At 43.6% G+C, this 26,311-nt stretch carries 21 protein-coding genes and 7 tRNA genes; 26 read left to right on the forward strand and 2 right to left on the reverse strand.

Going from position 1 to position 26,311, the window contains the following annotated elements:
- Positions 1-31: 31 nt before the first annotated feature.
- Positions 32-1,030: an NAD(P)H-dependent flavin oxidoreductase gene (locus tag ABR189_RS24750; protein WP_354663178.1), complete on the reverse strand. Its 999-nt coding sequence runs from the start codon at positions 1,028-1,030 to the stop codon at positions 32-34.
- A gap of 156 nt (positions 1,031-1,186) precedes the next feature.
- Positions 1,187-1,777 carry a riboflavin synthase gene (locus ABR189_RS24755; RefSeq protein WP_354663179.1) on the reverse strand — a complete coding sequence of 197 codons (591 nt, stop codon included), beginning with the start codon at positions 1,775-1,777 and terminating at the stop codon, positions 1,187-1,189.
- A gap of 112 nt (positions 1,778-1,889) precedes the next feature.
- Between ABR189_RS24755 and rpsU the strand changes: the two genes are divergently transcribed.
- The 26 genes from rpsU (at position 1,890) to ABR189_RS24885 (ending at position 25,884) form a co-directional block, all read left to right on the forward strand.
- The gene (gene rpsU, locus ABR189_RS24760) at positions 1,890-2,087 is read left to right on the forward strand and encodes a 30S ribosomal protein S21 (RefSeq protein ID WP_354663180.1); all 198 of its coding nucleotides are present in this window, start codon (positions 1,890-1,892) and stop codon (positions 2,085-2,087) included.
- 76 nt (positions 2,088-2,163) lie between these two features.
- Positions 2,164-3,129 carry a tyrosine-type recombinase/integrase gene (locus ABR189_RS24765; protein WP_354663181.1) on the forward strand — a complete coding sequence of 322 codons (966 nt, stop codon included), beginning with the start codon at positions 2,164-2,166 and terminating at the stop codon, positions 3,127-3,129.
- A gap of 147 nt (positions 3,130-3,276) precedes the next feature.
- A complete protein-coding gene (locus tag ABR189_RS24770) occupies positions 3,277-3,576 on the forward strand; it encodes an HPF/RaiA family ribosome-associated protein (RefSeq protein WP_354663182.1) in 300 nt (99 codons plus the stop codon).
- A gap of 222 nt (positions 3,577-3,798) precedes the next feature.
- Positions 3,799-3,872: transfer RNA gene (locus ABR189_RS24775), tRNA-Thr, on the forward strand.
- Positions 3,873-3,952: 80 nt separating this feature from the next.
- Positions 3,953-4,037: transfer RNA gene (locus tag ABR189_RS24780), tRNA-Tyr, on the forward strand.
- 158 nt (positions 4,038-4,195) lie between these two features.
- Positions 4,196-4,268 (forward strand) — tRNA-Gly (locus ABR189_RS24785).
- A 21-nt stretch (positions 4,269-4,289) separates the two neighbouring features.
- A tRNA-Thr gene (locus tag ABR189_RS24790) sits at positions 4,290-4,361 on the forward strand.
- Between the two features lie 22 nt (positions 4,362-4,383).
- Positions 4,384-4,459: transfer RNA gene (locus tag ABR189_RS24795), tRNA-Phe, on the forward strand.
- Positions 4,460-4,529: 70 nt separating this feature from the next.
- Positions 4,530-5,717 carry an elongation factor Tu gene (tuf, locus tag ABR189_RS24800; RefSeq protein WP_354663183.1) on the forward strand — a complete coding sequence of 396 codons (1,188 nt, stop codon included), beginning with the start codon at positions 4,530-4,532 and terminating at the stop codon, positions 5,715-5,717.
- 100 nt (positions 5,718-5,817) lie between these two features.
- Positions 5,818-5,888, forward strand: a tRNA-Trp gene (locus ABR189_RS24805).
- 117 nt (positions 5,889-6,005) lie between these two features.
- Entirely contained in the window at positions 6,006-6,200 is a 195-nt protein-coding gene (secE, locus tag ABR189_RS24810) for a preprotein translocase subunit SecE (protein WP_354663184.1), read from the forward strand.
- On the forward strand, positions 6,200-6,766 hold the full coding sequence (gene nusG, locus ABR189_RS24815) for a transcription termination/antitermination protein NusG (protein ID WP_354663185.1): 567 nt from the start codon (positions 6,200-6,202) through the stop codon (positions 6,764-6,766). The genes secE and nusG overlap by 1 nt, the downstream gene beginning before the upstream one ends.
- A 73-nt stretch (positions 6,767-6,839) precedes the next feature.
- The gene (locus tag ABR189_RS24820; protein ID WP_354663186.1) at positions 6,840-8,051 is read left to right on the forward strand and encodes a transglutaminase domain-containing protein; all 1,212 of its coding nucleotides are present in this window, start codon (positions 6,840-6,842) and stop codon (positions 8,049-8,051) included.
- A gap of 230 nt (positions 8,052-8,281) precedes the next feature.
- The gene (rplK, locus tag ABR189_RS24825) at positions 8,282-8,725 is read left to right on the forward strand and encodes a 50S ribosomal protein L11 (protein WP_354663187.1); all 444 of its coding nucleotides are present in this window, start codon (positions 8,282-8,284) and stop codon (positions 8,723-8,725) included.
- Between the two features lie 47 nt (positions 8,726-8,772).
- A complete protein-coding gene (gene rplA, locus ABR189_RS24830; RefSeq protein ID WP_354663188.1) occupies positions 8,773-9,462 on the forward strand; it encodes a 50S ribosomal protein L1 in 690 nt (229 codons plus the stop codon).
- 77 nt (positions 9,463-9,539) lie between these two features.
- Positions 9,540-10,067, forward strand: a complete 528-nt coding sequence (gene rplJ, locus ABR189_RS24835) for a 50S ribosomal protein L10 (protein WP_354663189.1) — start codon at positions 9,540-9,542, stop codon at positions 10,065-10,067.
- Between the two features lie 139 nt (positions 10,068-10,206).
- Positions 10,207-10,578 (forward strand): 50S ribosomal protein L7/L12, encoded by a 372-nt coding sequence (rplL, locus tag ABR189_RS24840; RefSeq protein WP_354663190.1) that lies wholly within the window; start codon positions 10,207-10,209, stop codon positions 10,576-10,578.
- Between the two features lie 218 nt (positions 10,579-10,796).
- A complete protein-coding gene (gene rpoB / locus ABR189_RS24845; RefSeq protein ID WP_354663191.1) occupies positions 10,797-14,606 on the forward strand; it encodes a DNA-directed RNA polymerase subunit beta in 3,810 nt (1,269 codons plus the stop codon).
- A 124-nt stretch (positions 14,607-14,730) separates the two neighbouring features.
- Positions 14,731-19,029: a DNA-directed RNA polymerase subunit beta' gene (gene rpoC / locus ABR189_RS24850; RefSeq protein ID WP_354663192.1), complete on the forward strand. Its 4,299-nt coding sequence runs from the start codon at positions 14,731-14,733 to the stop codon at positions 19,027-19,029.
- A gap of 136 nt (positions 19,030-19,165) precedes the next feature.
- The gene (locus ABR189_RS24855) at positions 19,166-19,864 is read left to right on the forward strand and encodes a DUF4397 domain-containing protein (protein ID WP_354663193.1); all 699 of its coding nucleotides are present in this window, start codon (positions 19,166-19,168) and stop codon (positions 19,862-19,864) included.
- Between the two features lie 133 nt (positions 19,865-19,997).
- A complete protein-coding gene (locus tag ABR189_RS24860) occupies positions 19,998-20,972 on the forward strand; it encodes a glycerophosphodiester phosphodiesterase (protein WP_354663194.1) in 975 nt (324 codons plus the stop codon).
- A gap of 181 nt (positions 20,973-21,153) precedes the next feature.
- Positions 21,154-21,768: an OmpH/Skp family outer membrane protein gene (locus tag ABR189_RS24865; protein WP_354663195.1), complete on the forward strand. Its 615-nt coding sequence runs from the start codon at positions 21,154-21,156 to the stop codon at positions 21,766-21,768.
- Between the two features lie 83 nt (positions 21,769-21,851).
- The gene (locus ABR189_RS24870; RefSeq protein ID WP_354663196.1) at positions 21,852-23,270 is read left to right on the forward strand and encodes an APC family permease; all 1,419 of its coding nucleotides are present in this window, start codon (positions 21,852-21,854) and stop codon (positions 23,268-23,270) included.
- Positions 23,271-23,934: 664 nt separating this feature from the next.
- Positions 23,935-24,585, forward strand: coding sequence for a DUF4254 domain-containing protein (locus tag ABR189_RS24875; RefSeq protein ID WP_354663197.1), 651 nt, complete (start codon positions 23,935-23,937; stop codon positions 24,583-24,585).
- A 78-nt stretch (positions 24,586-24,663) separates the two neighbouring features.
- On the forward strand, positions 24,664-25,704 hold the full coding sequence (locus tag ABR189_RS24880; RefSeq protein WP_354663198.1) for a glycosyltransferase family 9 protein: 1,041 nt from the start codon (positions 24,664-24,666) through the stop codon (positions 25,702-25,704).
- A gap of 106 nt (positions 25,705-25,810) precedes the next feature.
- Positions 25,811-25,884 (forward strand) — tRNA-Gln (locus ABR189_RS24885).
- Positions 25,885-26,311: the final 427 nt, after the last annotated feature.

Consider the following 26,311-nt stretch of genomic DNA (forward strand, 5'->3'; position numbering starts at 1 on the left):
ATTGTTCTAAATTTTGTTTTAAAAGGAAATTTCAGAAGTGCCAATGCTGCACTTTGGTTATTTCTGCCTGTAGTTCAGCTTTCAGGCGGGTTACTATCTGAGGGATGGTACTGATGTCCGCTACCATTTCCACGCTGTGTCCGGCGCTCCATAACTGATGGTAGGCCCCGGGGCGGATAGCTTGTTCCAGCTTTTTCATGCCCCGCAGTTGCACCAGCATTTTAAAGTACTTACGGGTACGATGGTGTTTGCTCAGCATTTTTTCCATCCAGTTTTGTTTATACCCTATTTTCTTTGCAACGGGTGTATTGATGATGTTGCAGGGTGTACCGGAAAGTCTTTCTGTAAGCACAATATCATCCATTCCATATTCGAGGATGGCTTGTTTGTACTCCTGGCTTACTGTAGCTTCCTGGCTGGCGATAAACCGGGTGCCGATAGATACGCCCGAAGCCCCAAGTATCAGGGCGCTGGCCATTTGTTGTCCAGTAGCAATACCGCCGGCTGCCACCACCACCTTATCCGGATATGCCTTTTGCAAAGCCGGGACCAAAACATGCATAGGGTAGGGGCCCGCATGGCCGCCAGCACCTGCGCACACTGCAATAAAGCCATCACAGCCTGCCTGTGCCGCCTTTTCGGCATGTAGCTGGTTGGTAACATCGCACAATACCTTAGCCCCATAACTGTGCGCCGCCTCAATTACTTCCCGGGGATTACCCAGGGAGGTAATATAGAAAGGTACCTGGGCCTGCACACATTCCTGTAAGTGTTTTACATATAAGGGATTGGTTTTCTGTACGATCAGGTTTACCCCGTAATTACCCCGCTTGCTGCCCAGTTGTGCACGGTGGGCATTTAACCTTTCCAGCAATGCCTTCAGTTCGCCGTCTTTACGGAAGTTAAGCGAAGGGAATGTCCCCGCTATTTCATTGTCCATAGCAGCTTTAATCATCGCCTCATTGCTCACCAGGAACATGGGCGCCATGATTACCGGAAAGCCTGTCTGGAAAGTTTGGGAGAAGGACATATTTTTAAGCTTTTAGCTATTAGCTGTTAGCATTGTGTTTTTTAAGCTATTAGCTGTTAGCTATTAGCTTTTAGCATTGTGTTTTAGTGGCAGTTATTAGCTGTGCGCTATAGCCATACCTTTTAGGAACATAACGTAATCCCTAAAAGCTAACAGCTAAAGGCTAACAGCTAATTGTCTGGCCACATATTTCCCTAAGATATCAAATTCAAGGTTTACCTGTTGGCCGGGTTGCAGATATTGCATATTGGTGAACTGGTAAGTATATGGAATGATCGCAACGGAGAATTCGCTGTTGGTAACATTAAATATGGTCAGGCTGATCCCGTTCAGGCAAATAGAGCCTTTTTCCACCAGCAGGGCTGCAAATTGGGCCGGATACCTGAACTGGTATACCCAGCTGCCATCCTGGGCTGTTTTGGAGATACATTCCCCTACACCATCCACGTGTCCCTGCACCAGGTGGCCATCAATGCGTCCGTTAAAAACCATGGCCCTTTCCAGGTTAATGTATTGTCCCGGAGTGAGTTGTCCGAGGTTGGACTTTTGCAGGGTTTCCGCTACGGCCACCGTTTCATAGGTGTTGGCTGAGATGTTGGTAACCGTCAGACATACTCCGTTATGTGCCACACTCTGATCTACTTTTAATTCTGGTGCCAGGCTGGCACCGATGGTAATCACCAGGTTACTGCCTTCCTGTCTGGTACTAATTACCTCTCCTAATGTTTCAATAATACCTGTAAACATGTGCAATTCCTTTTTTCACCCGCTAATTTCGGATTTAATGACGTGAATTAATTTGATTTTTTTAAAAATAACCGTATCTTTGCCATCCTAAAAATTAATAAGGTATTTCATTATGTTAATAATCGATTCTAAAGATTGCGAAAACATTGACAAGGCGCTCAAGAAGTATAAGAAGAAATTCGAAAAAGCTCGCATCTTGTTGCAGCTGAGAACGCGTCAGTCATTTACCAAACCGTCTATTAAACGCCGTAATCAGGTGTTAAAGGCTGTTTACCGTCAGCAATTGGCGAATGGTAAATTTGAAGATTAATTTAGATTAATTCTCACTGAAAATATTTGATGATTGTAAGGTTTTTAATAACTTTACAATCATCAATCTTTTTGTGTTGAGCGAAGATGTAACTACATTATCCGGGAGATTCTTATCCTATATCCAGCTTGAAAAGCGGTACTCAGGGCACACCTTCATTGCTTACAGCAACGATCTCCGGCAATTCATTGACTTTCTGGCAATCACTTATGGTGCGATATCTGTACAGGATATCCGGCATCAGCATGTCCGTTCCTGGCTGGCACAGCTGATGGAACAGCAGGTAAATGCCAGAACGGTAACCCGAAAAATTTCTACCCTTAAATCTTTCTTCAAGTATGCAGTGCGGCAGGGCGTGATCCTGCAAACGCCCATGACGAAAGTGACGGCACCTCAGATAAGCCATCGCTTACCGGAGTTTATTGCCGAAAAAGGGATGGAAGCGCTGGGGGATAACCGCAGTCCTAAATATGCTAAACTGGCCTCCGGAGAAAGTGATGGCATCGGGCAGCAGATCTTTGCCGATGACCTGAAAGGGCAGACCCACCAACTCATATTCGAAATATTTTATAATACGGGCATCCGTTCTGCAGAATTAATTTCCTTGCAGGAGCGGCATGTGGATATTGCCAATCTCACTATCAAGGTATTGGGAAAGGGGGGAAAAGAAAGGATCATTCCGGTGAGTCAGCATTTGTGCGCGCGTATCAGCGATTATATGGCGTTTAAAAGGCGGGAGCTGGCTCAGCTGGCACCGGGAGTGTTGCTGGTGCATCCGGTAAGCGGGAAGGTATTGTATCCAAAGTATGTTTACGATGTGGTCAGGAATCATCTTACTGAACATCAGATCACAACGATCAGCCGTAAGAGTCCGCATATATTGCGGCATACTTTTGCTACCCATCTGATGAACAAGGGAGCGGATCTGAATGCGGTGAAGGAGTTGTTGGGGCATAGCAGTCTGGCATCTACACAGGTGTATACACATAATACGATTGAAAAACTGAAAGAGGTATATAAACAAGCGCATCCCAAGGCATAGCAACTTTAACAAAATTTTTGACCCTATATGGGTAAAAGATGGTAAAAGTGATTAAATTAGTAAAACAGTTCTTTCACATAAAAATGCAGCCTATGTTCTAAGGTTACACGATAGAATTAAGATTGTTAAATATTAAAAAATAGTGCTATGAACGTTCAGATTCAAACCGTGCATTTCGATGCTGATGCAAAATTGATTGATCATGTGAGCAAAAAAATTCAAAAGCTCAACACCTTTTATGACCGCATCGTCAGCGTGGATGTTTTTTTAAAGTTGGATAATATAGCGCATCAGGTAAAAGACAAAATTGCCGAGATTAAAGTGCGAATCCCCCGCCATGACCTCTTTGTAAAGCATGAGTCCAAATCCTTTGAGGAGTCCTTCGACCTTGCTTTTGATTCTCTTGTCACCCAGATCAAACGACAAAAAGAGAAGAATTTTCAGTAAATCTTTAAAAATATTTTGGAATTAATTTTCTCTTTACTACCTTTGCCATCCCGATTCAAAAAGAGGGTCGGCGAAGGTAGTAAAGTTCTTTACTGTAGGGCATTTAAGCCAGATTAGATCAGAGGAAATAAATCTGAAGAAAAGCGAAAAAAACATTTTGAAATTTAATCAAAACAACTATTTTTGCGCTCCGATTCAGAGAGTAAGATTCTCCTGAAAGATGCCAGCATAGCTCAGTTGGCCAGAGCTACTGATTTGTAATCAGTGGGTCGGGGGTTCGAATCCCTCTGCTGGCTCAGGTAGATTTTTGGCTTTAGAAGTTTCAGTTATGCATTATGCAATATTGAGATTTATAAACGAAAATCAGAGATTGTAAGGGCAGGTTCCAGAGCGGCCAAATGGGGCGGACTGTAAATCCGCTGACTACGTCTTCATAGGTTCGAATCCTATCCTGCCCACCAAAACGGCGTGTTCCGCTTTTGCCCTTTGCAAAGGCGGAACTTAGTTGTTGAGTGGAGAAGGTGCTGAAAGCAGCAGGTGTAGCAGGAAGTTGCTTTATTAATTTGTGAACAACAGCTTTTATTCAGTTCTTTAGTTTAATTACCAAAAATATTCATAAGCGGGAGTAGCTCAGTTGGTAGAGCGACAGCCTTCCAAGCTGTAGGTCGCGGGTTCGAGCCTCGTCTCCCGCTCGTTTATTAATTTTTATATCAGCTGTTGTAGCTCAGGGGTAGAGCACTTCCTTGGTAAGGAAGAGGTCGAGAGTTCAATTCTCTTCAACAGCTCATAGATTTTTGAAATCAACTAGGCGTTGTAGCTCAATGGGAGAGCAGTGGTCTGAAAGACAGGTCAAAGGACATGAGTTCAATTCTCATCAACGGTTCAAGTTTGTAAAACCGTGTTTTAAACAACTATCAATACAATCTTTACAAACCATCTAAAAAGAAAATAAAATGGCAAAAGAAACCTTTAAGCGGGATAAACCCCACGTAAACATTGGTACCATCGGCCACGTGGATCACGGTAAAACTACCTTGACCGCTGCCATTACTACTATCTTGGCAAACAAGGGCCTTGCAGAGAAGAGAGGGTACGACGAGATTGATGCGGCTCCGGAAGAAAAAGAAAGAGGTATTACTATCAATACTGCTCACGTAGAGTATCAAACAGCTACTCGTCACTATGCGCACGTTGACTGTCCTGGTCACGCGGATTATGTGAAAAACATGATCACTGGTGCTGCTCAGATGGACGGTGCTATCCTCGTGGTTGCCGCTACAGACGGTCCTATGCCACAAACTAAAGAACACATCCTGCTGGCTCGCCAGGTAGGTGTACCTAGCATCGTTGTTTTCATGAACAAAGTTGACCTGGTAGACGATCCAGAATTACTGGAACTGGTAGAACTGGAAATCCGCGAACTGTTATCTAAAAACGGTTTCGATGGTGATAATACTCCAATCATTCAGGGTTCTGCAACCGGCGCATTGGCAGGTGATGCTAAATGGGTGGCTGCAATCGACCAACTGATGGAATCTGTAGATTCTTTCATTCCATTGCCTCCTCGTCCGGTTGATCAACCGTTCCTGATGTCTGTGGAAGACGTATTCTCTATCACCGGTCGTGGTACTGTTGCTACAGGTCGTATCGAGCGCGGTAGAATTAAAGTAGGTGAAAACGTTGAGATCGTAGGTCTGATCGAAGAACCACTGAAATCTACTTGTACTGGTGTTGAAATGTTCAAAAAATTACTGGACGAAGGTGAAGCTGGTGATAACGCGGGTCTGTTACTGCGCGGTATTGAAAAAACTCAGATTCGCCGTGGTATGGTAATCTGTCAGCCAGGTACTATCACTCCGCACACTGAATTCAAAGCTGAAGTATACGTACTGGGTAAAGATGAAGGTGGCCGTCACACTCCGTTCTTCAACAAATACCGTCCTCAGTTCTACTTCCGTACTACTGACGTAACCGGTGAAGTTGAATTACCAGCTGGTGTTGAAATGGTTATGCCTGGTGATAACGTAGGTCTGGTTGTAAAACTGATCGCTCCAATCGCTATGGAAAAAGGTCTGAAATTCGCTATCCGCGAAGGTGGCCGTACCGTAGGTGCTGGTCAGGTTACTGAAGTAATCAAGTAATTAGCAATAATAAAAGCCATTAGCATCCGCCTTTAGCAGTTAGCTTTTTTCTTTGTAGATTTGCTAACAGTATAAATGCCCGCTAATGGCTTTTATAAACACGGGCGTAGTTCAATGGTAGAATAGAGGTCTCCAAAACCTTTGATACGGGTTCGAATCCTGTCGCCCGTGCTAGTGTTAAGTTAAAAGCTAATGGTTAATTGTTAATAGTGTATGTTTGCATAAATTTGGAAAACACTACTAACGATTAACCATTAGCAATTTACAAATAACAGTTAATTCATTACAATGAATAAGATCAGAAACTACTTCCGCGAGTCTTATCATGAACTGGTACACAAAGTGTCCTGGCCTACCTGGCAGGAGCTCCAGTCCTCTACTATGATAGTTTTGATAGCAACCATCATCATCACTGCCATTGTTTGGGGTATGGATGCCCTTTCAAATGTAACCTTAACGGAATACTATAAAATGTTCAAATAATGGATGCAGCCAATATTCCTGCCCAGGAAACAAAGTGGTATGTGCTGCGCGTAGTGAGTGGCAAAGAGAAAAAAGTAAAGGAGTACCTGGATATTGAAGTACGCCGTTCTGATTGGGGAAATGTGATTTCCCAGATCTTTTTACCAGTAGAGAAAGTGTATAAAGTGCAGGCTGGTAAGAAAGTAATGCGCGAAAAGAACTTCTATCCCGGCTATGTGATGATCGAAGCAGTGGATGGTAAAATGACAGATGAAGTAATTCAGGCTATCCGCAACGTATCCGGTGTGATTCACTTTCTTGGTAAAGATAAACCCATTGCACTCCGCAAGGCAGAAGTGAATAAAATGTTAGGTAAGGTGGATGAACTGAGTGATCAGGGCATGACCATGAGCGAACCTTTCATTGTGGGCGAAACCATTAAGATTATTGATGGTCCGTTCAATGACTTTAACGGTGTAATTGAAGAAGTAATAGAAGATAAGAAGAAGCTGAAAGTAACCGTGAAAATCTTTGGCCGTGCTACTCCTGTAGAACTGAACTTCATGCAGGTAGAAAAATTAAGCTAAGTTTAGCAAAATATTAAAACAGAAAACCGGTTCAGCTGAGCCGGTTTTTTTTATTTTACAGCTTTGATCAGTTATGCGTACTATTTATTTCCTGTTGCCACTCCTCTTGCTGGCAAATTATTGTGTACAGGCCCAGGGAACCAGGCCCGTTACCACCACTAACAACCAACCGCTGCCTATTCCTGTTATCCCGGATAGCGTAACCGGGAATACCACCCAATTAAGCAATTACCTGCTGGCGCATACGCAGGAACCTGTAGCATTTACCCGGGCTTTATATAATTGGATGGCTAATACTATTGCCTATGACGTGATCAATACCTATAAGCCTGACTATTATAAAGACACGGCCGATGCGGTCACCAAAACATTGCAGACCAGAGTAGCTGTGTGCCAGGGATATGCAGCCCTGTTTAGTGAAGTGTGCCGGAAAGGGGGCATTCCTGCTTATTTTATAGGAGGATATACCCAGTTAAATGGTCAGCTGGGTAATGCCAGTCATGCCTGGGTAGGGGTAAAGTTTGGAGATAAATGGTATATGATGGACCCCACCTGGGGCGCAGGTTATCTGCAGGCAGGAAAATTTGTACGCAAATTAAACTGGAGCTACTTTATGGTGAAACCGGAAGTGTTTGTAAAAACGCATATCTCTTTTGACCCGCTCTGGCAGTTGTCCACACATCCGGTACGGCATGATGAATTCCGGGATAGTAACTGGAGCGAGGCCGGTAAAAGACCGGCTTTTTCCCTGACAGATTCTCTGGACGCATATAGCCGGCAGTCGCTGATGGCGCAGATGCAGCATAAAATAGCGCGGATAGAAAGCTTTGGCGTTACCAACCAGCTGATAGGGAATGAGCTGGTACATGCGCGGAACATGATCCAGGTTACGCAGTACAATGAACAGGTAGCCCGGCAAAATAAGGAAGTATCCACGCAGAATGTAGTGATAGACAAATACAACAAGGGAGGGAGCCTGTTTAATGAAGGAGTAGGGCTCTTTAATAAGTTTGTGGAATTCAAGAATGCGCAGTTCAGGCCGGGCAAACCTGATAATGAGATCAAGGCCATGGTGGATGAGGTGGCAACCAGACTAACCCTGGCCAGGGAGGAGTTGGATGGACTGCAAACACCAGATAAGAATATTCAGCAGCAAATCAACACCCTGAAGAAGTCGGTCGCAGATTTACAGAAAAGAGTGGAAGAAGAGGAGTTGTTTGTGCAGAAATATATAAAAACGGGCAAGTTATTCCGGAAAACGTTATTTTACAAGTTTGGAGCTTAGCCGGAGGTGAAAACTGATGGTAAGGTATTTTTTCGGGAAATGCAATAGATTTGTAAAAAAAGTCAAAAATAGTCGACATATTAGCAAAAAGGATGCCCAATTCCAAAATCATTTTGAGTTTTTCATATAATTATATACCTTTGCATCCCCTTTAAAAGGTTATTTTGGCACCTTTTAGTTTTGGGAGTATCGCTCAGGCGGTACGTTTTCACCAAATTAAAACGATAATTATGGCAAAAGAGATCGCAACGTACGTGAAATTGCAGGTAAAAGGCGGCCAGGCCAATCCTGCACCTCCAATTGGACCCGCTTTGGGTTCTAAAGGTGTGAACATCATGGAGTTCTGTAAGCAATTCAATGCCCGTACCCAGGATAAAATGGGTAAGGTATTGCCTGTGTTACTGACTGTTTACACTGACAAATCCTTTGACTTCGTCATCAAAACGCCGCCGGCAGCGATTCAGTTGCTGGAAGCTGCCAAGTTGCAGAATGGTTCTAAGGAGCCTAACCGTAACAAAGTTGGAAAAGTAAGCTGGGCACAAGTTGAAGCCATTGCGCAAGACAAAATGTCCGACCTGAACTGCTTTACAGTAGATAGTGCTATGAGAATGGTAGCTGGTACTGCACGTAGCATGGGTATTACTGTAGACGGTAAAGCTCCCTGGGAAAACTAATTTGTTTCACCCTGTAGTAAGCAGGTAAACTTCAAAAACAAAGAGAAATGGCAACTAAACAAAGAAAAGCGGCTGATGCAAAGGTGGACAAAAACAAGATCTATAGCCTGAAAGAGGCTTCCACACTTGTAAAGGACCTTAATTGTACTAAATTCGACAGTTCTGTCGATTTACATATCCGCTTAGGCGTTGATCCTAAGAAAGCAGATCAGGCTATCCGTGGCTCCGTTACGCTTCCCCACGGTACTGGTAAAACCAAGAGAGTATTGGTGCTTTGCACCCCGGACAAAGAAGCTGCTGCAAAAGAAGCAGGTGCTGACTTTGTGGGTCTGGATGAATTTATCCAGAAAATCGAAGCTGGCTGGACAGATGTAGATGTGATTGTTGCAACACCTTCTGTAATGCCGAAGATTGGTAAGTTAGGTAAGATATTAGGCCCTCGTAACCTGATGCCGAACCCGAAAACAGGAACTGTTACGAATGATGTAGCAGCTGCAGTAAATGAAGTAAAAGGTGGTAAAATTACCTTTAAAGTTGATAAAGCTGGTATCATCCACGCTTCTATTGGCCGGGTATCTTTCGCTTCCGATAAAATTGAGCAAAACTCCCTGGAGCTGATCAATGCTATCATTAAACTGAAACCAGCTACAGCAAAAGGCGTTTACCTGAGAGGTTTGTCTATGGCTAGCACCATGAGTCCTGGTATCGCAATTGACACTAAATCTGTTCAAAACTAATTGATACTGTAAAGTGTAAACAGTTGCCCCCTGGCAAATGGAACATCTGAAAGCATCAATCCAAATCGGAAAAAGTCATGAATAAAGAGCAAAAAAATGAAGTGGTAGAACTGCTGAAAAGTAAGTTCTCTCAATATAGCAACTTTTACATCACCAACACGGAATCATTAACCGTGGAGCAGGTGAACAACCTGAGAAGGGTGTGCTTCGATAAGAAGGTGGAAATGAAGGTAGCTAAGAATACCCTGATCAAAAGAGCCCTGGAATCTCTGGATAGCGAAAAGTATGCAGGTGTTTACGATGCATTGCATGGTGTAACTGCCCTGATGTTTTCTGAGAGTCCTAAGGAACCAGCGGTAATTATCTCTTCTTTCCGCAAAGCAAACGGCAAACTGGAAAAACCCGTACTGAAAGCTGCATTTGTTGGCAACGAAGTATACATGGGCGATAACCAACTGACCACATTAACACAAATCAAAACCAAGAACGAACTCATCGGAGACGTTATTGGCTTGCTGCAATCTCCTGCAAAACGCGTTATCGCTGCATTGCTGGAAAAAGGCAAGAAAGAAGAAGCTGGTGTTGAAGCACCGGCTGCAGAATAAGCTGTTAGCTATTAGCCGTTAGCTGTTAGGATCTAAGCGAAACTAAAAGCTAAATGCTAACTCCTAAAAGCTCAAACATGGCTTCCAAGTCACAATATATAACACTACTATTAACAAACATTATTAAAAACATCATACAATGGCAGACGTAAAAGCATTAGCTGAACAATTAGTTGGTTTAACTGTTAAGGAAGTACAAGAACTGGCAGATTTTCTGAAAAGTGAGTACGGTATTGAACCAGCAGCAGCAGCAGTAGTAGTTTCCGGTGGTGGAGATGGCGCTGCAGCAGCAGAAGAAAAAACTGCTTTTAACGTAATACTGAAAGCTGCTGGTGCCAGCAAGCTGAACGTTGTTAAAATCGTTAAAGACCTGACCGGCTTAGGCTTGAAAGAAGCTAAAGAACTGGTAGATGGTGCTCCTAAATCAGTTAAAGAAGGCGTAAGCAAAGCTGAAGCAGAAGATCTGAAAGCTAAGTTGACTGAAGCTGGTGCTGAAGTTGAGATCCAGTAATTCTTTGCTTAGTATACATCTTTTAAGGTCAAAAGTGCGTTTTGCACTTTTGGCCTTATTCCCTTTGGGAAAACGTCTTTTCAGAGAGTCGAAAATGGGGAATTGTCGTTTAAGATACGTTTGAGAATATGCAGGAGGCATTATCACCAGATGGTATATTTGACAAATAATCTTAATTTCCCTTATTCATACAAGTCATATAACTGCTAACTTCGAATATGTCTCTAAAAAAAGCCCAAACAAACGAAAGAGTAAATTTTGGAAAGATCAAACAAGTTACTGAGACACCGGATCTGTTGGCTATCCAAATTCAATCTTTCAAGGATTTCTTCCAATTAGAAACCACACCAGACAAACGAAACAACGAAGGCCTTTTTAAAGTATTTAAAGAGAACTTTCCAATTACTGATACTCGCAATATCTTTAATCTGGAGTTTCTTGATTATTTCGTGGATCCCCCACGTTATACCATTGAGGAATGTATTGAGCGTGGGCTTACTTACTCTGTACCGCTGAAAGCTAAATTGCGCTTAAGCTGTAATGATGAGGAGCATGTGGACTTTCAGACAATTGTGCAGGATGTGTTTTTAGGCAACATCCCTTACATGACCCCAAGAGGAACCTTCGTGATCAACGGTGCGGAGCGGGTTGTAGTATCCCAGCTTCACCGTTCGCCTGGTGTATTCTTTGGACAATCCGTACATCCCAACGGTACAAAAATTTACTCTGCAAGGGTAATTCCGTTCAAGGGCGCATGGATGGAGTTTGCAACGGACATCAATAATGTGATGTACGCTTACATCGACCGTAAGAAGAAATTCCCGGTTACCACCCTGCTGCGTGCTATTGGCTATGAAACAGACAAGGATATCCTGCAGCTGTTTGGCATGGCAGACGAAGTAAAAGCAGATAAGAAAAGTCTCGAAAAATATGCCGGCAAAAAGCTGGGTGCCCGCGTTTTAAGAAGCTGGGTGGAAGACTTTGTGGATGAAGATACCGGAGAGGTGGTAAGTATTGAGCGTAATGAAATCATGCTGGAACGCGATAGCATCCTGGATGAAGCCAATATTGAAACCATTGTGGACATGGGCGTGAAAAGCGTCTTTGTACAGAAGGAAGAAGTGAGCGGTGATTTCTCTATCATCTACAATACATTAAACAAGGATACATCCAACTCCGAGCTGGAAGCCGTACAGCACATCTACCGCCAGTTGCGCGGTGCAGATGCGCCGGACGATGAAACCGCAAGGGGTATCATCGATAAATTATTCTTCTCCGATAAACGTTATGACCTCGGAGATGTGGGCCGTTATAAAATCAACCGGAAACTGGGTCTGCCTACTCCGTTAGACATGAAAGTGCTGACAAAGGACGACATCATTTCCATCATCAAATACCTGGTACAGTTAACCAATGGTAAAGCAGAGATCGATGATATCGATCACCTGAGCAACCGTAGGGTACGTACCGTGGGTGAGCAGTTATATGCTCAGTTTGGTGTTGGTTTGGCCCGTATGGCACGTACCATCCGTGAAAGGATGAATGTGCGTGATAACGAGGTGTTTACGCCGGTAGATCTGATCAACGCCAGGACCCTGTCCTCCGTGATCAACTCCTTCTTCGGTACCTCCCAGTTATCACAGTTCCTGGATCAAACGAATCCGCTGTCTGAAATCACTCACAAACGCCGTATTTCTGCCCTCGGGCCCGGCGGTTTGAGTCGTGAAAGAGCAGGTTTTGAGGTGCGTGACGTACACTACTCCCACTACGGCCGTTTATGTACGATCGAAACACCGGAAGGACCAAACATTGGTCTGATCTCCACCCTGTGTGTACACGCCAAGGTGAATGAAATGGGCTTCATTGAAACTCCTTACCGTAAAGTACGGGAAGGTAAAGTGGATATGAACAAAGTGGAATTCCTGAGTGCAGAAGAAGAAGACAGCGTGAAGATTGCACAGGCCAATGCACCGCTGGACGAAAAAGGCAACTTTGTAAACGATAGGGTAAAATCCCGTGAAACCGGTGATTTCCCGATCCTCGATAGAAGCGATGTGGAATTCATGGACGTTGCGCCCAACCAGATTGTAGGTTTGAGTGCTTCCCTGATCCCATTCCTGGAGCATGATGATGCTAACCGTGCGTTGATGGGATCAAACATGCAACGTCAGGCAGTACCATTATTAAATCCTGAAGTGCCTATCGTAGGTACTGGTCTGGAAGGAAAAGCCGCACGCGATTCCCGTTTACAGATCACTGCAGATGGTAAAGGTGTGATTGAATTTGTGGATGCAAATGAAATCCATGTTCGTTACGAGCGGGATGAAATGCAGAAACTGGTGAGCTTTGAAGATGACCTGATTGTGTACACCCTGACCAAGTTCGTTAAAACCAACCAAAGCACCTGTATCAACCTGCGTCCTTGCGTTAAGAAAGGCCAGCGTATACAGGAAGGCGACTTCCTCACAGAAGGATACGCTACCCGTGGTGGTGAACTGGCATTGGGAAGGAACCTGAAAGTGGCGTTCATGCCATGGAAAGGGTACAACTTTGAGGATGCTATCGTAATCTCTGAGCGCGTTGCCCGTGAAGACCTGTTTACTTCCATCCATATTGATGAATATGAACTGGAAGTACGGGATACTAAACTGGGTGAAGAAGAGCTGACACCGGATATTCCTAACGTAAGTGAGGATGCTACGAAAGACCTGGATCAAAATGGTATCATCCGTGTAGGTGCACATATCAAGGAAGGAGATATCCTGATTGGTAAAATCACCCCACGTGGTGAATCTGATCCTTCTCCGGAAGAAAAGCTGTTAAGAGCGATCTTTGGAGATAAGGCTTCTGATGCGAAAGATGCTTCTTTGAAAGCGCCCCCATCTACAGAAGGTGTGGTAATTGACAAGAAGTTGTTCTCCCGCGCCAAGAAAGATAAAAACTCCAAGACCCGTGAAAAAGCGGCGATTGAGAAACTGGAAAAGATCCACCAGAAGAACGAAGAAGATCAGCTGGAAGTGTTGATGGGCAAACTGCAGATTCTGTTGAAAGATAAAACTTCACAGGGTATTACCAACACTTATGGTGAAGTACTGATTTCAAAAGGATCCAAGTTCTCTTCTAAGAACCTGGGTAATATTGACTTCCAGAATGTAAACCCATTGGGCTGGACTACAGACGAGGTGGTGAATGACCAGATAAATACCCTGCTGCATAACTACAGCATTAAGTATAATGAGGAGTTGGGCCGCTACAAACGTGAGAAATTCAACATCTCTATTGGTGATGAATTGCCAGCGGGCGTACTGAAACTGGCGAAGGTATACCTGGCCAGCAAACGTAAGCTGAAAGTGGGTGATAAGATGGCGGGACGCCACGGTAACAAGGGGATCGTTGCCAAGATTGTGCGTGATGAAGACATGCCTTTCCTGGAAGACGGTACACCACTGGATATCGTACTGAACCCGCTGGGGGTACCTTCCCGTATGAACCTTGGACAGATCTACGAAACCGTATTAGGTTGGGCAGGTTTGAAACTGGGTGTACGTTTTGCTACGCCGATCTTTGATGGAGCTACCACAGAGGAAATTGCCAGCTTTATCAGCGAGGCAGGTCTGCCTAGCTTTGGTCATACTTACCTGCACGACGGTGAAACCGGAGAGCGTTTCCACCAGAAAGCGACCGTGGGTGTTATCTACATGCTCAAACTGAGCCACATGGTAGATGATAAAATGCACGCACGTTCCATCGGGCCATACAGCTTGATTACACAGCAACCGCTGGGTGGTAAGGCACAGTTTGGTGGTCAGCGTTTTGGTGAAATGGAGGTATGGGCACTGGAAGCATATGGTGCGTCTAACATCCTGCAGGAACTGCTTACCATTAAATCAGATGATATAGTAGGTCGTGCGAAGGCTTATGAGTCTATCGTGAAAGGTGACAATATACCTAAAGCAGGTGTACCTGAATCCTTCAACGTGTTAATCCATGAATTACGTGGATTAGGTCTGGATCTTAAGTTTGAATAGAGAGCTTTTAGCTACTAGCCGTTAGCATTTAGCAAGCGGCTGGTAGCTTTCTGATATTTCTTAGGAAAAAATTTTATGCCAATAGCTAACACCTAAAGGCTAACAGCTAAAAGCTAATTACACGATGGCCATCAAAAAAGAAAATCGTCCTAAATCAAATTTTAGCAACATTACCATCAGCCTGGCCTCTCCGGATGTAATTCTGGAGCGTTCATATGGTGAAGTGCTGAAACCCGAAACCATCAACTACCGTACTTACAAGCCGGAACGTGATGGTTTATTCTGTGAAAGAATATTCGGCCCTGTAAAGGACTACGAATGTTATTGCGGGAAGTATAAGCGTATCCGTTATAAAGGTATAGTGTGCGACCGTTGTGGTGTGGAAGTAACGGAAAAGAAAGTACGTCGTGAAAGAATGGGACACATTCGTTTGGTGGTTCCCGTTGTACATATCTGGTACTTCAAATCATTGCCTAATAAAATTGGTTACCTGCTTGGAACATCTTCCAAAAAACTGGAAACCATCGTTTATTATGAAAGATATGTAGTTATCCAGGCAGGTGCCAAACAGGAAAAAGGGCTGAACTATGGTGATCTGCTGACTGAAGAAGAATATCTCGACATTTTAGATACCCTGCCTAAAGACAATCAGCTGTTGCCGGATGAAGATCCCAACAAGTTTATTGCCAAAATGGGAGCGGAAGCAGTAGAAATGATGCTCGCCCGTATTGATCTGGACAGCCTTTCCTACCAGCTGCGTAACCAGGCTGCTACTGAAACTTCCCAGCAACGTAAAGCGGAAGCGCTGAAGCGTTTGAGCGTAGTGGAAGCTTTCCGTGAAGCCAATGGGCATGTGGAAAACCGTCCTGAATGGATGGTAATGCAATATATCCCGGTAGTACCACCGGAACTGCGTCCGTTAGTACCATTGGATGGTGGCCGTTTTGCGTCTTCTGACCTGAACGACCTTTACCGCCGTGTAATTATCCGTAACAACCGTTTGAAACGTCTGATCGAGATCAAGGCGCCAGAGGTGATCCTCCGGAATGAAAAACGTATGTTGCAGGAAGCGGTAGACTCCCTGTTTGACAACTCCCGTAAATCCAATGCTGTAAAAGCAGAAGGTGGCCGTGCGTTGAAATCCCTCTCAGATGTACTGAAAGGTAAACAAGGTCGTTTCCGTCAAAACCTGTTGGGTAAACGTGTGGACTACTCCGGTCGTTCTGTAATCGTGGTAGGACCAGAATTAAAACTGCATGAATGTGGTTTGCCTAAGGATATGGCGGCAGAGTTATTCAAACCGTTTATTATCCGTAAGCTGATAGAAAGAGGTATCGTTAAAACCGTGAAGTCGGCCAAGAAACTGGTAGACAGAAAAGAAGCGGTGGTTTGGGATATCCTTGAAAATGTACTGAAAGGTCATCCGGTAATGTTAAACCGTGCACCAACCCTGCACCGTTTGTCCATACAGGCATTCCAGCCTAAACTGGTAGAAGGTAAAGCCATTCAGTTACACCCGCTCGTATGTTCTGCGTTTAACGCGGATTTCGATGGTGACCAAATGGCGGTACACGTGCCTTTGAGCAATGCCGCAATCATCGAAGCACAGTTATTGATGCTGTCTTCCCATAACATTCTTAACCCACAGAATGGTACGCCTATCACCCTGCCTTCACAGGACATGGTACTGGGGCTGTACTATATCAGTAAGGGTAAGAAGAGCACCGAAACTGAGAAAGTGAAAGGAGAAGGGATGACCTTCTACTCCGCTGAAGAAGTGATCATCGCACACAATGAAGGTCGTGTAGAACTGCATGCCTGGATTAAAGTGAAAGCTGATGTAAGAAAAGATAACGGAGAGCTCGTAAGAAAACTGATAGAAACTACTGTAGGCCGTGTATTATTTAACCAGTTTGTGCCAAAAGCCGCCGGTTATGTAAATGCATTGCTGACTAAAAAATCACTGCGTGAAATCATCGGTGATATCATTAAGGCAACAGACATTCCAAAGACTGCCAAGTTCCTGGATGATATCAAACAATTAGGTTTCCGTACAGCATTCCGTGGTGGATTGTCCTTTAACATCAATGACCTGATCATCCCTGAAGTTAAACAGGAAATGATTGATGGTGCTTCTTCTGAAGTAGATGAAGTTTGGGATAACTACAACATGGGTCTGATCACCAATAACGAACGTTACAACCAGATCATTGACATCTGGTCACGTGCGGATACGAAGATCACCGAAACGCTGATCCGTGAGCTGGCAAATGATAAACAAGGGTTTAACTCTGTTTACATGATGCTGGATTCCGGTGCGCGTGGTTCCAAACAGCAGATTAAACAGCTGGCAGGTATCAGGGGGTTGATGGCCAAACCACGTAAGAGTGGTTCCAGTGGCTCTGAGATCATTGAAAACCCGATCCTGTCAAACTTTAAAGATGGTTTGAACGTATTGGAGTACTTCATCTCTACACACGGTGCGCGTAAAGGTCTTGCGGATACGGCGTTGAAAACGGCGGATGCGGGTTACCTGACCCGTCGTCTGGTAGACGTTGCGCAGGATGTGGTGATCAATGAGGAAGATTGTGGTACCCTCCGTGGTATCGCTACTGCTGCCCTGAAGGATAACGAAGAAGTGGTAGAACCATTATACGATCGTATCCTGGGTAGAACTTCCCTGCACGATGTATACGATCCGCTCAACGATGAAGAGCTGATAGTAGCAGCAGGTGCTGAAATTACAGAAGAGATCGCTCACAGAATAGAAGAAAGTTCCATTGAAACGGTAGATATCCGCTCCGTACTGACTTGCGAAAGCAAACGTGGTGTGTGTGTAAAATGTTATGGTAAAAACCTCGCAACAGGTTATACTGCACAACGCGGAGATGCTGTAGGTATCATTGCTGCACAGTCAATCGGTGAGCCAGGTACACAGTTAACACTCCGTACCTTCCACGTGGGTGGTGTGGCCGGTTCTACTTCCGTAGAATCTGGTTTAACCGCTAAGTTCGATGGTACTGTACAGTTTGATGGTCTGAGAACAACCACCTACGAAAACAACGAAGGTGAAAAAGTGCAGGTGGTAATTGGCCGTACCGGTGAATTACGTATCATGGACGTGAAAAATGACCGTCTGTTAATTACCAACAACGTTCCTTATGGTTCTACTGTATTGGTGAAAGATGGTCAGAAAGTATCGAAAGGTGATATGATCTGTACCTGGGATCCATTTAACGCGGTTATCGTTTCTGAAATCGCTGGTAGTGTTCGTTTCGACAGCATCCTTGAAGGTATTACCTTCCGTGAAGAAGCGGATGAACAAACCGGTCACCGTGAAAAAGTGGTTATTGAAACCAAGGATAAAAACAAGATTCCATCCATTTATATCGAAGGTAACAAGGAAGTTAAATCTTATAACTTACCGGTAGGATCTCATGTTATCATCAACGAAGGTGATAATGTAAGAGCAGGACAGGTAATCGTAAAGATTCCGCGTGTAATCGGTAAACTGAGAGATATCACGGGTGGTTTGCCACGTGTAACGGAGCTGTTTGAAGCACGTAACCCAAGCAACCCTGCCATTGTATCTGAAATTGATGGTGTGGTAGCATTTGGTAATATCAAACGTGGTAACCGCGAAATCATCATCGAAAGCCGCGAAAGCCAGGTGAAGAAATACCTGGTGCCATTGACCCGTCATATCCTGGTACAGGATGGTGACTTTGTAAAAGCAGGAACTGCATTGTCCGATGGTTCTACCACCCCGGCCGATATCCTGTCTATCAAAGGACCTTTTGCGGTACAGGAATACCTGGTAAATGAGATACAGGAAGTATACCGTTTACAGGGTGTGAAGATCAATGACAAGCACATTGAGGTGATTGTACGTCAGATGATGCGTAAGGTAACTATCGAGGATCCGGGAGATACCCGCTTCCTGGAAGGAGATACCGAGGATAAATTTGAATTCTTTGAAGAGAACGATAACATATTCGATAAGAAAGTAGTAACCGAAGCTGGCGAATCTGCTACCCTGAAAGCAGGGCAGATAGTAAGCCTGCGTCAGGTAAGGGAAGAAAACTCCCTGCTGCGTCGTGCGGATAAAGCACTGGTAGAATACCGTGATGCAAATCCGGCTACTTCCAGCCCGCTGTTGCTGGGTATTACCAAAGCATCACTGGGTACACGCAGCTGGATCTCTGCAGCGTCCTTCCAGGAAACTACCAAGGTATTGTCTCAGGCTGCCATCAATGGTAAGAGAGATGATATGGCGGGCCTGAAAGAAAACGTAATCACAGGTCATCTGATCCCTGCTGGTACCGGCTTGCGCGAATTTGAAAATATGATCGTAGGTTCTAAAGAAGAATACGATATCCTGGCCTCTTCCAAAGAAGTGTTCCAGTTTGACGAAGAAGAATAGTCATTCACAAGTACTATAACAGAAAGGCTGCCCTTACCGGCAGCCTTTCTTATTTCCGGCATTTAATTTTACAAGGAAATAGCGTTATGTTGCCTGATGTGTGGTATTTTTGAATCAGATTAATGCATTGGATTTCATGAAGCAATTGTTTTTTAGCATCTTAATAGCGGCCCTGATCATCTCCTGTAAAAAAGACAGCGATAGTGCTATTCCGGTTACCTCCTCCAGTTTAATGGTATTCCAGGCAGTGCCCGGGCCAGCAAAGTTTGATGTGGTACTGGATACTTTTGCTGTGGGGAATGATCTGGGATATGGGGAGCAAACAGGATACAAACAATTCCGTGCAAGAAAATATACCCTGATGGTATTCCCCGCCGGCAACCGGACTAATCCCCTGGCAGGTGGAGAGATTAACCTTCGGAACAACCGGTTTTATTCTGCTTTTTTAGGAGTAGATATCAATAATGCACTGGTGCTCATTGCCGCAGAAGATGAACTGGATGCCCCTAAAGAAGCCGGTAATGCTAAACTCCGGGTGGTCAATTTAAGCGATACCCGGTATGGTACTGCCAACACACGGTTATTGCTCGATTATTATACAGATACTACAAAAATACTACCCCGTATAGGATTCGGAAATATTACACCATTTAAAGAGATTAAAGGAGATAGTACCTACAAAATCGATGTAAGATGGGCTGATTCTTCACTAAGTGTTTTGGGAAAAGAAAAGGTGCCTTTTGCCTCAAAAGCAAATGGCATTTATACAATTGTGACCAGCGGTAATGCCCTGGATCCCAATGATATCAAGCTTTTCCAGGTTATCAATAAGTAAAGCAGGCATTTGTACTTTCACTTTTCAATTCCTATGACTATTTTTAAGGTTAACTAAAAAGAGTACGATGCTTTTATTTGCTTATTGTAAACAGGTGGTAATGTCTGTTGGCCTTTGTGTTTTATTTTGTACTATGACTTTTGCACAGGAAACATCCAGACTTTACCTGAACGAGTATACGATTCCGTTAAATAAAAAAGGAGCGGCTATTGGAAAGATCTTCAATAAGGAAGGTGCGGTAACGAATGCTAAAATCCTGAAGGATGAAGCTGGATTATTTACTATCCGTAAAGGTGTACTGCAGCTGAAGAAAAAAGCAGCTTTGCCGGCAGCAGGGGATTTTAAATACGAAGTAAGCGTACAGTCGGGTGATGATGTTGCTGCTTTTGTATTGGTAAAAGATGCATTTATCAAAAATAAGGTAATTGCACACCGTGGTGCCTGGAAAAACCATGCTGGCAGTGAAAACTCTATCACCTCCTTAAAAGATGCAATCAAAATTGGTTGTGAAGGATCTGAATTTGATTTGTGGTTATCTTCCGATAATGAGATCGTTGTTTCACATGATCCGCATATTGGAGGAAAAGCAGTGGAAGAAACTTCTTTGGCAGAATTGCAGACCGTACAGCTGAAGAATGGAGATCGTGTGCCTACCCTAGAAGAATTTATCAAAGTAGCGATGGATCAGCATACTACCCGTTTGGTAGTAGAAATGAAACCTTCCGCCAAAGGGAAAGGGGAATTACTGGCCACTAAAACAGTAGCGATGATCCATGCGATGAAAGCACAGGCATGGGTATACTATATCAGTTTTGATTACAATATCCTGAAGAAAGTACTGGAGCTGGATCCTTTGGCCAAAGTGGCCTATCTGAGCGGCAATAAATCCCCAGAGCAATTAAAGGCAGATAAAATGTGGGGGCTGGATTATCACATGGGAGAATTCGAAAAGAATAAACAGCTGATTCAGGACGCCAAAAGCAAGGGGATCACTACAAATGTATGGACAGTGAACGACCCGGCAGCAATGGATGTACTGCTGAAGGATGGTGTGGACTATATTACCACCAATGAGCCTGAAATATTACTGGAGAAAGTAAAAAAGTAAGTCAACACCGGAAATTTACAGGGATATGGAGATGCAGGGTAGATAAGTCCGCGCTGCTGCTAGTAAAGTTAAAACAATTCTAAAATAGTGGGGGAGGGGTATAAAATCCAACAAAAGACCTTATTTTAGCCCGTCAATTTTATAAAACGTATTCAACGGAGTTCAAAATCTACCTATCAACATGCACATTTGTAAACAATTTGTGAAAAGAGGATTATTAGCGGCGTTAATAGCCGGTTCATTTGTGGCTTGCCAACAATCGGGTAAAACTGCTAATACAGCAGCTAATTCACCTGCAGCTGGTAATACTTCAGCCCCTGCCAATGGTGGTGGCAATAAAATTGCGTATGTAGATCTGGATTCACTGGAAGCGCATTTCGATTATTTTAAAGAAAAGAAAGACGAGCTGGAGAAAAAACAACAGGTGATTGAGAATGAACTGAAAGGGAATGCCCGGGCTTTACAGAATGAGTATGCAGATTTGCAGCGTAAGGCAGCTACCCTTACTCAGGAGCAGGGAGAAGCCGCACAACGGAGCATTATGCAAAAAAATCAGCAGCTGGAAGCAAAAGCACAGCAGCTGCGTTCTCAGTATGCAGAACAGGAAGCCAAATTCAATGAAGAATTGCAAAAAAGACTGGATGGATTCCTGAAAACGTATAATGCGGAAGGCAAGTATGATTACATCTTATCTTACCGTGCAGGCGCTACCAACATTCTTTTCAAAAACCCTGCGCTGGATGTTACCGCAGATGTGATCAAAGGAATGAATGCAATAGGGGCGGATAAAAAATAATCCGCGCCAGGTAGCAAACATTAAAAAAAATAATTACCTTAAAATCCCGGTTCTGTAGAGCCGGGATTTTTTAATTGATACATATGGAAGTCAACCAAAATAATTCTTTTAAACCCAGCCTGAGTTTACTGGATGCTACGATGATCGTGGCAGGTTCTATGATCGGGTCAGGAATTTTTATTGTTACAGCAGAGATTGCCCGCAGTGTGGGAGGAGCTGGCTGGATTACAGCCATGTGGCTGCTGGCAGGTCTTGTAACGTTGATCGCAGCACTCAGCTACGGTGAGCTTTCCGGTATGTATCCAAAAGCTGGCGGACAATATGTATATCTCCGGGAGGCCTATAATCCCTTTATTGCTTTTTTGTTTGGCTGGACCCAGTTCGGCATTATTCAAACCGGTACCATTGCAGCGGTAGCTGTAGCGTTTGCCAAGTTTACGGCTTATCTTATTCCAGCTTTCAGTGAACAGAATATATTGTATGATGGCGGGTTTATTAAAATATCCGCTGCCCAGATCGTAGCCATTATTTCCATCATACTGCTTACGCAGATCAATTCCAAAGGCGTAAAAAATGGAAAACTGATTCAAACCACCTTCACACTTGCTAAAATACTGTCTCTTTTCGGTCTTATTATCTTTGGTTTGTTAATAGGGGCTAAGCAGGAAGTATGGGATGCCAATTGGGTAAATGCCTGGGATGCGAGTGCTTTAAAACAAATGAACGGGCAGGTGGTTACAACTGCCATTACAGGACTTGCATTTTTAGGTGCAGTGGCGGTATCCATGAAAGGATCTCTTTTCTCCAGTGATGCCTGGAACAATGTCACTTTTATAGCAGCAGAAATTAAGAACCCATATAAAAATATCGGCCGGGCCCTGTTTCTCGGCACTTTAATAGTGACAATCATTTATGTAAGTGCCAATCTGATGTATCTGGCAGTGTTGCCGTTGCATGAAATAGCATTTGCAGCCAATGACAGGGTAGGGGTAGCAGCAGCAGAGAAGATATTCGGCAGCAGCGGATCTATTATCATTGCTGTAATGATCATGATCTCTACTTTTGGTTGTAATAATGGCCTGATATTATCCGGTGCCAGGATATATTATACAATGGCACAGGATGGCCTGTTCTTTAAAAAAGCGGCACAGTTAAATCAGCATAGTGTACCAGCATATGGATTATGGATACAATGCTTCTGGGCTTGTATGCTATGCCTTACCGGTAAGTATAATGACCTGCTGGCATTGGTTATTTTTGGGGTGCTTATTTTTTATGTATTAACCATACTGGGCATATTCATTTTACGCAGGAAACAACCTGATTTACCACGGCCTTACAAAGCGTTTGGATATCCGGTACTGCCCATCATCTATATTCTGGTAGCCGCTTCACTCGCATTGTTGTTATTGATTTTTGAAACAAACTATACTTTACCTGGGCTGGGTATTATTTTATTGGGAATCCCCCTTTATTATATCGCGCTCCGGCAAAAAAAATAAAGCATATTTTTTTGCAAAAGGCAGGCTGTTCAGCCTGCCTTTTTTATTTGATTAGGATCGGTTGATTGCTAAATCGGATAATTTTAGCCTGCATTTCACACAAAAGTTGTAGGCGAAAACGTGAAAATTCCAGTTCACTGCAATAATACTTACAGTGAGCTCGTTTATCTTGCAGGTACACTCCTGAACGAAGAAAACGATTTAACCCTGGAGTATAACGTATGAAAAGAAAACCCTTGCCAGCGAGTAATTGTCTTAGTGTTTGCCAACATTAGTGTAGACGGCTTCTTCTCATACTAACAACAGGTGGGTTGCCCCGAAATAATTTGCCCTATTATGCATGATAATTGAATATGAGAAAAAGATTGTTAGTTGGAAAAGAAATTAGAATTGTCGTCTGATAAAATTTGTGCGTTGCCGTTAGAAAAATCACAACAGGATAGAAACTAAATACTAATCATAAAATATTTAATGCCAAACATGATGAATAACATTTAAAAAGTTAGCATCATTTACGATATATAACCGGGTGGGGGCCTGGTGAAATTTCAACCCCAAGATAACCATTAAAAGCCTACACGATTTGCATTCTCGAACATTCACATGACAATCTTTTACAATAAGCGTATGGTCTCTACCATACGCTTTATTCTTTTTACAACACATGGCAATGAATCTTACTTTATTGACTGCGGTTGCTTATTTTTGCTGCATGTTTACCGAGCTGAGCAATAATATTTTTAATCAGAGTATACTGGATTACCATCAGCAGAATGATGTGAATCAGGCAATTAGCAATCCGTATGAGAAAAACGAGATAGCACATTTACTATATGCCAAAAACTGGATAGATACTGTACAGTGGCACCTGGAAGATATTATCCGGGACCCCAAAATAGACCCTGTAAAGGCACTGGAGATTAAACGGTGGATAGACAGGTCTAACCAGGAGCGTACTGATATGGTGGAGTATATTGATAGTTATTTCCTGGATAAGTATAAAGGAGTTGCCTTAACAGCTGGCGCTACGATTAATACAGAAAGCCCGGCATGGGCAATAGATCGCTTATCTATTCTGGCACTGAAAATATACCATATGCGGGAAGAAGCTGACAGAAAAGACGCTTCTGATGAACACCGCGCAGCTTGCCAGCGTAAACTGGATATTTTGCTGGAGCAGCGGAAGGATTTAAGTATGGCTATTGATACACTATTGGAGGATATTGCAGCAGGAAGAAAGTACATGAAGGTGTATAAGCAAATGAAAATGTATAATGACCCTTCCCTGAACCCGGTATTATACAAACAGTCCTAGCCTGGTATTACCAGGATTTATTCATGGCAGGCAGCTGTCAGAAGAAGATAATCATCCATAGCTGCTAAAAACAGATACATGCAAAAAACAATTCTGGTAACGCGCTTTTCAGCGCTGGGTGATGTAGCTATGACTATCCCGGTAATGCGGCAGGTGCTGGCTGATAACCCGGATGTACAGATCGTTTTCGTATCCAATAAAAATTGGGCCGCTTTATGTGAAGGTATTCCGCGGCTGACCTTTTTTCCGGCAGATGTAAAAGGAATACATAAAGGAGTGGGCGGGCTCTATAAACTGTTTACGGCCATCCGTAAGGCGCACAAAATAGCTGCTGTAGCCGACCTGCATAATGTGCTCCGCTCTAAAATAGTCCGCACTTTTTTCCGGCTTGCCGGCATTCCTGTAGCTACTATAGATAAGGGGAGGGCCGGAAAGAAAGCGCTTACCCGGAAAGCGGATAAGCTACTTCATCCATTGAAAACCACCCTGGAAAGATATGCCTCCGTTTTTACTGCATTAGGGCTTCCCTGCAACCTGTATCCTGCTAAACAGGTATTTCCCCCTCAGAGATTAAATAGTGAAATAACCGCTGTTATAGGGGCCAAAAACGGGCAAACCTGGATAGGCGTGGCACCATTTGCCACCTATAGGGAAAAAACCTATCCGCTGGCCCAAATGGCTAAGGTGCTGGCTGCGCTCGCAGCCGGAGAACAGCAAAAGGTATTGTTATTTGGCGGAGGGGCCGGGGAAATAGCTCAACTCACCCGGCTGGCAGATGAATATCCTGGTATGGTAGTGGTAGCCGGCCGTTTTTCCCTGCGGGAAGAACTGGCTATTATCAGCCAGTTGGATGTAATGATCAGCATGGATTCTGCCAATATGCACCTGGCTTCTCTGTTTGGCATCCCGGTAATCTCTGTTTGGGGCGCCACACATCCATTTGCCGGATTTATGGGATATGGCCAGAGCATGGAGAATGCAGTGCAAATAACTGATTTAGCCTGCCGGCCCTGCTCCGTATTTGGTAATAAACCATGTTATCGTGGTGATCACGCCTGTATGGAGTGGCTGGAACCTGCCAGATTGCTGGAAAAAACAGCTAAATATATCCGGTCATAAAAGTCATAAACTGCCCATAGCAAGCCATGCAAAAGAATTTGAAAAAAAACGCTTCGTTTTTTTTGTATAAATAAAAAAAGGTCTACTTTTGCAATCCACTTTACGGTGCCCGATAGTATAAAGGTAGTACGACAGTTTTTGGTACTGTTTGTCTTGGTTCGAATCCAGGTCGGGCAACCAAACTAGAGAGAATGGAATTAGTTCCATTCTCTCTTTTGTTTTTAGGGCCTAAGTCGTTGGTAATTTGATAAATATAATTTAAAACTTCATTTACTCTAAAAGTTCGTAATGCTCGATTTTCAAAATAGAGTTTATCCGGAAAGCACGAACTTATTATCTCTATTTTTTTATCGCTTTCAGAGTTTTCATATACATAATCCAATGAAAGAAGTTTACCCACACCAATTTTTAAAAGGTTTTTAATATTTGGTTTATCGGCACCCGGTCCGCTCAGTTGCAATTCAATCTTTTCAATTTCTTGCGTGTAGTTGGCTTTCATAATTGCAAATTCCTTCGGATCTAAATTCCTGCTTGCAAGTAAGTCCCTAATGACCGTGATTTTTCCTTCAAGTTCTTTTATTCGTTTTCCCAAACTAGCCCGGTTGAT

The sequence above is a fragment of the Chitinophaga sp. H8 genome, assembly GCF_040567655.1.
Classification (GTDB): Bacteria; Bacteroidota; Bacteroidia; order Chitinophagales; family Chitinophagaceae; genus Chitinophaga; species Chitinophaga defluvii.